General features: G+C 58.8%; 16 protein-coding genes. 14 read left to right on the forward strand and 2 right to left on the reverse strand.

Annotation, left to right across the window (positions count from 1 at the left end; genetic code table 11):
• From istA to PA6_RS21425, 6 genes are all read left to right on the forward strand, one after another.
• The coding region (gene istA / locus PA6_RS21400; protein WP_021703099.1) for an IS21-like element ISPst3 family transposase at nt 1-1,116 on the forward strand (1,116 nt) is incomplete at its 5' end.
• The gene (gene istB / locus PA6_RS21405; protein WP_011911830.1) at nt 1,109-1,912 is read left to right on the forward strand and encodes an IS21-like element ISPst3 family helper ATPase IstB; all 804 of its coding nucleotides are present in this window, start codon (nt 1,109-1,111) and stop codon (nt 1,910-1,912) included. The genes istA and istB, both read left to right, overlap by 8 nt.
• A 520-nt stretch (nt 1,913-2,432) precedes the next feature.
• Nucleotides 2,433-2,876 (forward strand): peptide-methionine (R)-S-oxide reductase MsrB, encoded by a 444-nt coding sequence (gene msrB, locus PA6_RS21410; protein ID WP_003464965.1) that lies wholly within the window; start codon nt 2,433-2,435, stop codon nt 2,874-2,876.
• A 1-nt stretch (nt 2,877) separates the two neighbouring features.
• Nucleotides 2,878-3,417: a peptide-methionine (S)-S-oxide reductase MsrA gene (gene msrA / locus PA6_RS21415; protein WP_003464967.1), complete on the forward strand. Its 540-nt coding sequence runs from the start codon at nt 2,878-2,880 to the stop codon at nt 3,415-3,417.
• Between the two features lie 140 nt (nt 3,418-3,557).
• Nucleotides 3,558-4,262, forward strand: a complete 705-nt coding sequence (locus PA6_RS21420; protein ID WP_003464969.1) for a glutathione S-transferase N-terminal domain-containing protein — start codon at nt 3,558-3,560, stop codon at nt 4,260-4,262.
• The gene (locus PA6_RS21425; protein ID WP_011979111.1) at nt 4,259-5,227 is read left to right on the forward strand and encodes a magnesium and cobalt transport protein CorA; all 969 of its coding nucleotides are present in this window, start codon (nt 4,259-4,261) and stop codon (nt 5,225-5,227) included. Before PA6_RS21420 ends, PA6_RS21425 begins: the two co-directional genes overlap by 4 nt.
• A 204-nt stretch (nt 5,228-5,431) precedes the next feature.
• Here the strand turns inward: PA6_RS21425 and PA6_RS23915 are convergent, their stop codons facing one another.
• On the reverse strand, nt 5,432-5,599 hold the full coding sequence (locus PA6_RS23915) for a hypothetical protein (protein WP_016487060.1): 168 nt from the start codon (nt 5,597-5,599) through the stop codon (nt 5,432-5,434).
• Between the two features lie 75 nt (nt 5,600-5,674).
• On the opposite strand from PA6_RS23915, the gene PA6_RS21430 reads away from it, so the two are divergent.
• The 3 genes from PA6_RS21430 to PA6_RS21440 all read left to right on the forward strand — a co-directional run bounded on the left by PA6_RS21430 (nt 5,675) and on the right by PA6_RS21440 (nt 7,544).
• Nucleotides 5,675-6,688, forward strand: a complete 1,014-nt coding sequence (locus PA6_RS21430; RefSeq protein WP_002118279.1) for a zinc-binding alcohol dehydrogenase family protein — start codon at nt 5,675-5,677, stop codon at nt 6,686-6,688.
• 72 nt (nt 6,689-6,760) lie between these two features.
• Nucleotides 6,761-7,192, forward strand: a complete 432-nt coding sequence (locus PA6_RS21435) for a GlcG/HbpS family heme-binding protein (protein ID WP_005006001.1) — start codon at nt 6,761-6,763, stop codon at nt 7,190-7,192.
• A gap of 61 nt (nt 7,193-7,253) precedes the next feature.
• Entirely contained in the window at nt 7,254-7,544 is a 291-nt protein-coding gene (locus PA6_RS21440) for a DUF1330 domain-containing protein (protein WP_023109439.1), read from the forward strand.
• Nucleotides 7,545-7,869: 325 nt separating this feature from the next.
• Here PA6_RS21440 and PA6_RS21445 read toward each other — a convergent pair whose 3' ends face one another.
• Nucleotides 7,870-8,340 (reverse strand): TlpA family protein disulfide reductase, encoded by a 471-nt coding sequence (locus PA6_RS21445; protein WP_003464979.1) that lies wholly within the window; start codon nt 8,338-8,340, stop codon nt 7,870-7,872.
• A gap of 422 nt (nt 8,341-8,762) precedes the next feature.
• Between PA6_RS21445 and PA6_RS21450 the strand changes: the two genes are divergently transcribed.
• The 5 genes from PA6_RS21450 to PA6_RS21470 all read left to right on the forward strand — a co-directional run bounded on the left by PA6_RS21450 (nt 8,763) and on the right by PA6_RS21470 (nt 11,660).
• Nucleotides 8,763-9,410, forward strand: coding sequence for a sulfite oxidase-like oxidoreductase (locus tag PA6_RS21450; protein ID WP_002118288.1), 648 nt, complete (start codon nt 8,763-8,765; stop codon nt 9,408-9,410).
• Nucleotides 9,403-10,149 carry a ferredoxin reductase gene (locus PA6_RS21455; protein WP_002118292.1) on the forward strand — a complete coding sequence of 249 codons (747 nt, stop codon included), beginning with the start codon at nt 9,403-9,405 and terminating at the stop codon, nt 10,147-10,149. The genes PA6_RS21450 and PA6_RS21455 overlap by 8 nt, the downstream gene beginning before the upstream one ends.
• 453 nt (nt 10,150-10,602) lie before the next feature.
• A complete protein-coding gene (gene grxC / locus PA6_RS21460; protein WP_005005995.1) occupies nt 10,603-10,875 on the forward strand; it encodes a glutaredoxin 3 in 273 nt (90 codons plus the stop codon).
• 67 nt (nt 10,876-10,942) lie between these two features.
• Nucleotides 10,943-11,224 carry a DUF427 domain-containing protein gene (locus PA6_RS21465; RefSeq protein WP_003464986.1) on the forward strand — a complete coding sequence of 94 codons (282 nt, stop codon included), beginning with the start codon at nt 10,943-10,945 and terminating at the stop codon, nt 11,222-11,224.
• A 169-nt stretch (nt 11,225-11,393) separates the two neighbouring features.
• Complete coding sequence (locus tag PA6_RS21470) at nt 11,394-11,660, forward strand: hypothetical protein (RefSeq protein WP_003464988.1); 267 nt, start codon at nt 11,394-11,396, stop codon at nt 11,658-11,660.
• Nucleotides 11,661-11,836 lie beyond the last annotated feature (176 nt).

The raw sequence follows: 11,836 nt of genomic DNA on the forward strand, positions 1-11,836 counted from the left end.
CAGTTTGACTGGAGCGAGGAAGGCTTGCTGGTCGGCGGCATTTACCGGCGTATGCAGGTGGCACATCTGAAGCTGTGTGCCAGCCGTGCGTTCTGGCTTGTGGCGTATCCGAGCCAGGGCCATGAGATGTTATTTGACGCCCATACACGCTCGTTCGGCTCCTTGGGCGGCGTGCCGCGCCGGGGCATCTACGACAACATGAAGACCGCCGTCGACAAGGTCAATAAGGGCAAAGGCCGGGCGGTGAATGCGCGCTTTGCGGTGATGTGCGCGCATTACCTGTTCGATCCGGACTTCTGCAACGTCGCCGCTGGTTGGGAAAAGGGCATCGTTGAAAAGAACGTGCAAGACAGCCGCAGGCGTATCTGGCTAGACGCCCAGGACTGCCAGTTTCACTCCTTCGAGGAACTCAATGCCTGGCTGGGCCAGCGCTGCCGCGCGCTTTGGAACGAGCTGACGCACCCTCAATACAGCGGGCTGAGTGTGGCCGAAGTGCTGGAGTTGGAGCGCGCTGAACTGATGCCTGTGCCAGCGCCATTCGACGGTTACGTCGAGCGGCCTGCGCGGGTCTCCAGCACCTGCCTGGTCAGCGTCGGGCGCAACCGCTACTCGGTGCCGTGTGAGTATGCGGGTAAGTGGGTCAGCAGCCGTTTGTATCCGACGCGAATCGAGGTGGTGGCTGACGACGCGCTGATCGCCAGCCATGTCCGCTTGCTGGATCGCGACCAGGTCAGCTATGACTGGCAGCACTACCTCCCGCTGATCGAACGCAAGCCCGGTGCGCTGCGCAACGGCGCGCCCTTTGCTGATCTGCCGGCGCCGCTGCGTCAGCTTAAGCACGGTCTGGGGCGTCATGCCGGCGGTGACCGGATCATGGCGCAAGTTCTGGCTGCCGTACCGGTCGCCGGGCTCGATGCGGTGCTGGTGGCTGTTGAGCTGGTACTGGAAAGCGGCAGCCTGAGCGCCGAACACATCCTCAATGTCGTGGCACGGCTGACAGCATCCGAACCGCCGCCCAGCGTCGAAACCCACTTGTCGCTCAAGGAAGCCCCCGTCGCCAACACGGCGCGCTACGACCGCCTGCGTGGCCAGACCAAGGAGATCGGTCATGCGTGATTTGATGGCGGAACTCAAGGAACTGCGCCTGCACGGCATGGCCACGGCCTGGGCGGAGTTAACTGCACAGGGTGAGTCGAACACAGCCTCATCCAAGTGGCTGCTCGAACACCTGCTGGAACAAGAGCACACAGATCGCGCCATGCGCTCGGTGAGCCACCAGATGAACATGGCCAAGCTGCCGATGCACCGCGATCTGGCCAGCTTCGATTTCAACGCCTCTAGCGCCGACGCACGCCTGATCAGCGAGCTGGCCAGCCTGGCCTTTACCGACACCGCGCAGAACGTGGTGCTGATCGGTGGGCCAGGCACCGGTAAAACCCACCTAGCCACCGCGCTGGCCGTGTCCGGCATCACCCGGCACGGTAAGCGCGTGCGCTTCTACTCCACGGTCGATCTGGTCAATCTGCTGGAGCGCGAAAAACACGACGGCAAAGCCGGGCGGATCGCCCAGGCACTGCTGCGCATGGATCTGGTCATCCTCGACGAACTGGGTTATCTGCCGTTCAGCCAGGCTGGCGGTGCGTTGCTGTTTCACCTGCTGTCCAAGCTGTACGAACACACCAGCGTGGTGATCACCACCAACCTGAGCTTCGCCGAATGGTCGAGCGTGTTCGGCGACGCCAAGATGACCACCGCCCTGCTGGATCGGCTGACCCACCACTGCCACATCGTCGAAACCGGTAACGAGTCCTATCGCCTGCAACACAGTAGCTTGGCGGCCCAGGCCAAGATCAAATCACGGGAGCGAAAGCGTAAGGGCGGCCAGGAACCGGAGGACGATGAGCCGTTCTGATTTCATGGCGACGACGGCCTGCTACATGGCTGCGTGTGGCAGGTCTTAAACAACTGAACTGGGCTAGCGAAGGAGTGGGGGCAACAGCAGCTGCGCTGGTAGACTTATCCACAGTTGCTGGTAACAAAATCAGCAATCCGCCCTGGGTCAAATTTCAATCGGCAGGGTGGGTCAATTTTCCATCAGCGCCAACACACTAAGCAACCATCAGAAAATTTTGACTGTACGCCAAAAAATTCGCATCTACCAGCATCTAAACAGGCGTTGTTGATTATCATAAAACACTGACACTGTATTATATAATCGTGCTTTTGTGTTATTTTTTTAATATTTACTGATTACGTACTTGCTTAACCACTCAGTTGCGCTAGAATTAATAGACGCGAAATTTAAATCTCTAATTTTCCAACACTTAGTAAAACCTCGTTTGCCATCCCACTACCATTGTAGGAGCAAATCAGGAGACATAAAAAATTAGCGGTAGCGTGCCTGGCCCTCTAGATAAGTATTGGAGACTGTAATGAAGTTTGAAAAGTCACAGACAGCAATCGACCACCTGACTCCCGAGCAACACCGAATTACCCAGGAGGCGGGCACCGAAAGGCCCTTCACGGGCGAGTACAACGACAACAAGGAGCCTGGCATCTACGTCGACATAGTGTCGGGAGAGCCACTGTTCGCTTCGACGGACAAGTTCGATTCGGGTACTGGCTGGCCCAGCTTCACCAAGCCGATCGTTTCGGCAAACGTGAACGAGGTGCGGGACAGCGCACACGGCATGGTCCGGACGGAGGTCAGGTCAGTACACGCAGACAGTCATCTCGGCCATGTGTTCCCCGATGGTCCTTCCGACCGCGGCGGTCTGCGGTACTGCATCAACTCAGCGTCCCTTCGCTTCATCCCGCGCGACGAGATGGAGTCCGAGGGATACGGTGAATATCTCGATCAAGTAGAGGAGGCTTAACATGCATCAGCGCGCTGTTCTCGCAGGAGGATGTTTCTGGGGCATGCAGGATCTGATCCGCAAGCGGCCCGGCATCATCTCGACCCGTGTGGGTTACACGGGCGGCGATATTCCGAACGCCACGTATCGTAATCACGGCACGCATGCCGAGGGGATCGAGATTGTCTTCGACCCGACAGTGACGAGCTACCGGAACATCCTGGAATTCTTCTTCCAGATCCACGATCCGACGACGCTGAACCGCCAGGGCAATGATCGTGGGCTCTCCTACCGGTCGGGCATCTATTATGTCGACGAGGAGCAGAAGCGCGTCGCCGAGGATACGATCGCCGATGTGGATGCCTCGGGGCTGTGGGATGGCAAAGTGGTGACCGAGGTCCAGCCGGTCGGCGAGTTCTGGGAGGCCGAGCCCGATCACCAGGATTATCTGGAGAAGCGCCCGGGCGGCTACACCTGCCACTTCGTCCGTCCCGGCTGGGTGCTTCCGAAGCGCCAAAAGGTTGACGACGTACAGCCAGCGGCCGGGACCGCGGCGGAATAGGCTTCACTGCCGTTGCCACTGCGTCGGTCCGGTCCGCAATCTTCGTGACCGCGTCGTTCAGCGACGCGGTCATCGAACCCTACTTCAGAGTGACGGCTCGTTCCAGTCAGTCGCCATCGCAACACCAGGATCGCAGATTTATGCCAGACCTCTCGTCCTTTCCGATCACGCAGCGCTGGCCGGCATCTCATCCCGATCGCCTGCAACTCTACGCAGCCCCTACGCCCAATGGCGTCAAGGTCTCGATCATGCTTGAGGAGACTGGCCTGGCGTACGAGCCCCACCTGATCGACATCTCGAACAACGAGTCGAAGGATCCGGCGTTCGTGTCGCTGAACCCGAACGGACGCATACCGGCGATCATCGATCCGGCTGGCCCTGACGGTAGACCCATCGCCTTATGGGAATCCGGTGCGATCCTCCTCTATCTGGCCGACAAGACGGGTCAGTTCATCTCCACCGAACCAGGCCAGCGTTACGAGACCCTAGCGTGGGTGTTCTTTCAGATGTCGGCCATCGGGCCGATGTTCGGTCAGCTCGGCTTCTTCCTGCGATTTGGCGGCAAGGACTATGAGGACAAGCGGCCGCAACAGCGCTTTATCGACGAATCCACGCGTCTGCTGGGGATTCTGGATCGCCGGCTGGAAGGCCGCGACTGGATCGTCGACGACTATTCGATCGCGGACATCGCGACGCTCGGCTGGGTGAATGCGCTGGTGGAATTCTACGCTGCGGGTGACATCCTTGGCCTCAGCAGCTTTTCGAACGTCCGCGCATGGCTTGGACGCGGGCTGGCTCGACCGGCCGTCCAGCGTGGCCTCCACATTCCCGCGAGGCCAGCATGAGCATCATCGCCGCCTATTATTACAACGAAGGCAAGCGAGTTCGCGAAATCGCGCTCGATGAGCACGTCAAGTTGGGCGAGAGTCGCTCGGGCTTCTGCTGGATCGCGCTTAGCGAACCCACCCCCGAGGAACTACTCGCGATCCAAAGGACATATAATCTTCATCCGTTGGCGATCGACAACGCGATGCACCCGCTGTGCCCGCCCAAGCTCGAGGTCTACAACGATGAGTTGTACGTCGTCGCGCAGACCGCCGAGCTGGTCGGCGACCGGATCAGCTACGGCAAGATGGCGATCTTCACCGGTCACAATCACCTTATCACCGTGCGGCACGGCAATGCCGGAGCGCTGGGCAAACTTCGGGAGCAACTCGAGGCATCGCCGACGCAGTTCGGCAAGGGTGTCGACTATGTGCTGCACGCGATCTTGCATCGCGTGGTCGACCAGTATCTGCCCATCTTCGAAATGATCGAGGACGACGTCCTGGCGATGGAGCGACGGTCGCTGCACGATTTCCTCGGGCCAGAAGAGGTGGCGCGAATCTTCGAACTAAGGTCCGAACTCACGCGGTTCCAGCGCACGCTCAGGGCTATGGCCGAGCTGGTGCGAAAGCTCGTTCGCGGCCACTTTCCCTGCATCAGCGCCGAAATGACACCATATTTCCACGACGTCGCGGACCATGTCCACCGCGTGCAGTCCATGGTCGACGGCCTCCTGCTTGTCCTGTCCACGGTCTTTGAGGCCAGCAGCCTTCTGGAAGCGCAAAGGATCGGTGTGGTCACCCGCCAGCTCGCGGCCTGGGCGGCAATACTGGCAGTCCCGACGGCGATCGCTGGAATATACGGCATGAACTTTAAGCACATGCCGGAGCTGGACACGGCCTACGGATACTTTGTCGTGCTCGGAGTGATAGCGATATCGTGCGTTTTCCTATTTGTGCGCTTCAAGAAGGCTAAGTGGCTGTGAATACTGCCCATCGTTTTCTTCGCCGTCATCTGACGGTTACAGCGGGCCTTATACGGAAGCTTGTCCAATCCAACTCAAGATGAAGGTGCGTCCATGACATAGCAGCTGACCGACGCTCTACAAGCAGTTCAGTCCTTCATCGCCAAGGGCTAAGACCGCGAATAGCGCGTCAAGGACAGCAATCTCGTCGATCTCGAGCCAGGATCAACCATCGGTCCGTGCGGCATCTGCGTCGACGCGGCGTTTCGCCTCGGAAGCGGTGATGATGGCGATAACGCCTCCACCCTCTACGCGATCACCGATCCGGCGACCGAGCATAAGGGCCTGTTGATCGACGTGTTCGATGAAATCTGCTACCGCGACCCAGTTCAAGAGTCGGGACCTCAATGTAGAAGAAGTTGACTAACGAGCATTCGCGTCATCCGATCAAGCAAGCTGGAGACATTTATGAAAGCCATTGGTTACAAGGTTCCGGGACCCATCGCCGCGGATGCCGCGCTGGTCGACATCAATCTGCCTCGGCCTGTCGCTGCAGGATACGATATCCTGGTTGAGGTGAAGGCCGTCTCGGTCAACCCGGTCGACTACAAGGTCCGCAACAGCACGCCGCCGGCAGATGGCGATTGGAAGGTGCTGGGATGGGATGCCGCCGGGATTGTGCGCGAGGTCGGCCCCGACGTCACGCAGTTCGAGTTAGGCGACGAGGTCTATTATGCCGGATCGATCACACGGCCCGGTACCAATGCGGAGTTCCATCTCGTCGACGCCCGGATTGTCGGTCACAAACCTGCGTCGCTCTCCTGGGCGGAAGCGGCGGCGCTGCCGCTGACGACGTTGACGGCCTGGGAGGCGATGTTCGACCGCCTGGACGTGGCGAAGCCCGTACCCGGTGCGGCGGAGGCGATCCTCATCATCGGTGGCGCGGGCGGGGTTGGGTCGATCGCCGTCCAGATCGCGCGACAGCGCACGGACCTCACCGTCATCGCCACAGCCTCTCGACCGGAAACCCAAGAGTGGGTAAGAGGGCTTGGAGCTCACCACGTCATCGACCATTCTCGTCCGCTCGCGCCACAGATCGCCGAACTCGGCATCGGTGCTCCCGCTTTCGTCTTTTCGACCACACATACCGAGCAACATGTCGCCGACATCGCCGAACTGATCGCCCCACAAGGACGGTTCGGACTGATCGACGATCCCAAGGCATTCGATATCATGGTTTTCAAGCGCAAGGCGGTGTCGATCCACCACGAGCTGATGTTCACGCGGTCGATCTACGGCACGCCCGACATGAATGAGCAGGGCGAGATTCTGGATGCGATGGCAGCGCTGGTTGACGACGGCAAAATCCGCACGACGCTGACCCGGCGACTGTCGCCGATCAATGCCGCCAATCTGAAGACGGTGCATGCACTGATCGAAAGTGGCGCGGCTAAAGGCAAGATCGTCCTCGAAGGCTTCTAACGACCGCGATCGCCAAACATCTTGTCCAACCTCAAAAAGCCGAACGGGTTATGCCCCAGCGATGAGAATCCCATGACCAAATCTATTGCCACCGCCTCGATCAACCGCGAAACCGCAGTCGCCCTCATCGACGCGGCGCTCGCTGCGGCCCGTGCCATCGGCATCCCGGCTGCCGTCGCCGTCGTCGACGCCACCGGTAACCTGCGCGCGTTCGAGCGCACCGACGATGCGCCGTTCCTTACCGTCGATGTTGCCATCGACAAGGCCTGGAGTTCCGCCTCGTTTGGGTTCCCGACCCATGTCTGGAACGACTATGTGACCAACGATCCAAAAGTGGCGCCGCTAGCCTATCGCCCTCGGATGGTCGCTGTCGGCGGCGGTTATCCGATTCTGGAGGATGGGAAGTTGATCGGCGGCATAGGCATCTCCGGAGGCAACTATCAGCAGGATCAGGATGCGTGCGTCGAGGCACTCATGAAAATCGGGTTCCAGTTGCCAGCCTGACGACTGTGAGGCCATCACCGGTGGTAATGGCCAACAGATCCAACCTTTGAGAGGCCTAATGATGGAAGCGTTCGTCGTCTTTACGCGGGAAGAAACCAGCGACCCACATGCACTCGCAACCTATTCTGCAGGCGTCGGACCATCGTTCGATGGTCACGACGTTACCTTTCTCGCCGCTTATGGCGCGATCCAGCATTTGGAGGGGCCGCCCATCGAAGGGGCCGTAATCTTGCGTTTCCCGACGATGCAGGCCGCTCGCGACTGGTATGACAGTCCCGCCTACCAAACCATCGCTGCTCATCGCTTTGCCGGTTCCCGTTACCGCGCCTTTATCATTGAAGGGCGGCGGTGACATACCGACAGAAGCACTTCGGCGCTGACCACGAGGTATCGGCGTGTGAACTCGCATCTTGGGAATCTGTGGGGGGGACCAAGACAGCGGCGCTAGGGGCTCATATCGTCGATCGGATCAGAGAGTTGCTCGGCGAGAATGGGTTATCTATTGCCGAGCTGACGGAGCGGAGCCGCCCTCTCCCAACGGATTGATTCAATCGTTGACGCTCCTCCTATCCGGATCCGGGTTTTCGCACGCTGATCAACAGAGTTACAGCGCGCAACGCCTGTAGTGGGCATCAGGGGATGGGTGGCAATCAGGATGATTGCCCACCTTCCAACGATTAACCTTGCTCAAGTTGCTTCACTAGTCGCTCCGCGTCGAGATGGAAGTCCGAGAAAACAATGCTACCGCCAGCGTCGATAACCGTAAACCACGGAGTTCCTCGTGTGCGGTAGTCTTCCATGAAGGTTGGAAACGGCGAGCCGGTCGGTTGCTCGTCGTGACCGAAAACGATAGGAAGCTCATACTTGAGCTGGTTCACGCGCAACTTCTCGAAGGTATTCTCATGCGTTCCTTCGAAGACGGTCTGGATCACTGCGAACCCCACGTCTTTTGAGCTCAACGCTGCATGCAACTTTTGTAGCGTCGGAAACCCATGCAAATGGCAACCTTGGCACCAATGCTGGAAGGCAAACAAGATTTTCGGGCCGGGCCCGATATCTGACAGTTTGAACGGCGCGATACTTTCCCCATCTTTGCCAATCCATTTTTGCACCCGCAGCTCAGGCGCTTGTCGTTCGATCTCGTTCATCTGATCCTCCAACCCCGATACAGAAGCTTAGTGGATGATCGCGCGTCGCGACGGTGCGCGAACGTCCGACCTTATTTTCCCTATTTCCTGAAGCCAGAATAGATCAGATCGACATTTCGTCCTTAATATACTCAAGCTGCCGGCGAGCGCGAACTGGGCAACCATGCGCTGGTGAGCCTTGAGCTTTGCACGCTGCCCATCCGTTTGAGAGCGAACCTGCAACTTCCGCTCCGCATACCGCAGATCAGCGTACGCAGCCTTGGGGTTATCTACCCTATAGCCATTGGGTATTGGGAATCATGCTGGCCTGACGCTATGTTCGATACGCGATTTTTTACGATGATAGAGCATCTGTATCTGATTTTTAGTCGATTGGCTTATTCGGCGGATGTGCGGGCAAATGCTTTACGCAGAGTACTGAAATGAAGGCCGGCTTCGGTCTGCCGTATCGAGCAAGAGGGGTCACTATGGTCACCAGAGGTTTCACCGGTCGCGGTTCAGGCGACCAGTCCGATCGGATTCCGCCAGGTCAGCATCTGGTGGAGGATTTCCCTGTTCTGTCGGCCGGCCCTACGCCGAGGGTAGAGCCCTCCGACTGGAAATTCACAGTCAAAATTGGTCCGAAGCCCGTCAAAACGTGGAATTGGGGCGAATTCAACACTCTACCAAAGACCCAGGTGACAAAGGATATTCACTGCGTCACCTCTTGGTCCAAACTGGATACCGTTTGGGAGGGTGTACTCATTGAAGACATCCTTGCAGATGCAGAGCTTGATCGGCCTACCGATTTCGTCTTGGCGCACTGCTACGATAATTATTCGACAAACGTCCCTCTGACGGATCTGCTTTCCGGGAAAGCGATGGTCGCCCTCAGTTATGCGGGCAAGCCACTTTCCCGCGATCATGGGGGGCCGGCGCGTCTTCTAGTGCCGCACCTTTACTTCTGGAAATCCGCCAAATGGGTGAATGCGCTGCAATTCACGACGCGTGACGAGGCCGGCTTTTGGGAGCTGCACGGCTATCACATCTACGGCGATCCGTGGCGCGAACAACGATACACCCATGACTGAAAACGAAGCGCAAGTCCGTTCGTGGCAATCATGCGTGATCGACGACATCATCCAGCAAACACCGAGTATCAAGAGCTTCTTCCTTCGGTTGAGCAAGCCGTTCGCGCACACCGCAGGTCAGCACGTCGATATCCGGCTGACCGCGCCCGACGGCTACAGTGCAATGCGCAGCTACTCGATCGCGTCATCGGCAGTTTCGACCCCGATCGTCGAGATAGCTATCGAGCGCATGCCGGATGCCGAAGTTTCGCCGTTTTTTCACGACATCGCGGCGATTGGTGACGAAATCGAAGTTCGCGGTCCGCTCGGTGGCCATTTCCTTTGGCCTGAGCCTGCCATAGATCCGGTTCTGTTGATCGGGGGAGGCTCCGGCCTCGTGCCGTTGATGGCAATGATCCGGCAGCGCCGCGCATTGGCCCAAGCCGTTCCGACAGCGTTGCTCCTGTCCGCACGAACCGCCGAGGACGTTCTCTTCTCAGAAGAACTTCATTGCATCGAAATCAGCGATCCGGCGTTCGTCCTGGCGCTCGCGATTACGCGCGAGAAACCGGTTCGCGCATCGGACTTTGCGCGACGGATCGACGGCATGATGGTCCAAGAAATTCTAACCAGGCTTCAGGGAAAGCCGACGCAAGTGTTCGTCTGCGGGTCTAACGGATTCGTCAACATCGCAACCGATAGCGCGCTGCTGGCGGGCTTGGACGCCTCCATCATCAAGACGGAGCGCTACGGGGGCTAGCGGCGCGAGCTATCTCACGTCGCGCCGATCGTAGACGTGCGCCCTGGGAAGCTTTGGCGATCAACGTGAACCGTTTTGCCGAACACAGTCTTCGTACCCCCCGGCCTCTAGAACGCCTTCGCTCGCGATACCTGGCTCGACATCAAGCTCAATTTGAAAGTTCCTGCACTATCCGTCGTCCTGATATGCTCGACCAGCATGATGGGCGATTCGAGCGGGACCGCTTCCGTCCCAATCGAGGCTCGGTTACCTTAGAGCATCGGCTCGGCGCTACAGGAGGCGCGTGCGGCCTCTGCCTGGCGGTGAAAGCACTTTGGGCCATGTCGCCTGGATAGCGGCCAATCGTCAGCATCTGCTCCGATGTCGGCCAAGGTGCAGTCGCCATCTTTGAACGCCGCGAATTGGAGATCAACGCCATGACAGCGATCCGCGTGCAACTGCCGGAGATGCAATATGACAACTGATGTATTGCTGTACACCACGAATTGGTGCCCGTTCTGCCGCCGAGCGAAGGCGCTCCTCAAGGAAAAGGGCGTGCGATGGAAGGAGCTCGATATTGAGGCGGATCCGGCTCACCGGCAGGCCATGGCGGAAGCGTCGGGGCGAAGCTCCGTGCCGCAGATCTTCATCAATGGCACCCTTATCGGTGGCTCCGATGAGCTATTCGCGCTCGATGTCAGAGGCGAGCTCGACAAACTTCTCGGGCGCAACCCGCCTGCCACCTGAGGAGGTGCGGCTTGGGGCAGCCAGCCCGCGAGCCTTCGCCGGTTGATGAATACAAAAGGAGAGTCCGTTGGTCTCAGCCATCTGGAAAGACACTACTATCGCCACAAGCGACGAAACAGTCATCGTCGAGGGAAATCACTACTTCCCACCGTCAGGAGTCGACCTGAGCCTGCTTGAGATGAGCCCGCACACATCTGTCTGTCCGATCAAAGGCGCCGCGCGCTTCTTTCATGTTCGCGCGGGTGACGCGCTCAACGTGAACGCCGCTTGGACCTATCCCGCCCCCACTCCGGATGCCGAGGGTATCCGGGATTACATCGCTTTCTGGAAAGGCGTGGACGTTGCCTAGCAGACTGGACGGACGACTTCGCTGATAGCCATGCGGGCGCCGACATCTCAATTATCCTGCCCACCCCGGGCCTCGTCGGCTGCAGGAATCTGCCCGGCACCTTAGCGCGACCCGGCACTGGCGGTCTCGCACCCGCCGCGCCTCTGTTCTATCAATAAGGATGGATGACATGGAGCATTCCGAGTTCGATGCCGCTTTCGCGAAGCTTGCGGAGGGATACAGAGAAGGGACTTATGAAGGCCGGCGTTTCAGCTTGATCGTCCGGCGATCTGGGGACGGACGTCGCAACAGTCTGTTCGCCAGGGAGTTGGACGGGACTGACATTGTCAGCTTCAACCTCTTCCGCGTTACATCAGATAGGACATTGTTGAAGCCGTGCGAAATGTCCGCCGAAAAGGTCGTAGCGTTCGTGCTGGAGTTCCGACCGGACACCTGACGGGCAGAAGAAGATCCCGGCCAACCGGCGCGCCTGCGACGGCCGGCTATCTAAGGCTGCGCAAGCCTATAGCCGCAGCTCATTGCACTTCGTCTGGCGAGGAATTCAACATCGATACGTCGCCATCCGCGGGGATATCGGTACAGGCGCCCGTGTAAGCCAGATTGAGAAATCCT

Source organism: Aquipseudomonas alcaligenes NBRC 14159 (assembly GCF_000467105.1).
Classification (GTDB): Bacteria; Pseudomonadota; Gammaproteobacteria; order Pseudomonadales; family Pseudomonadaceae; genus Aquipseudomonas; species Aquipseudomonas alcaligenes.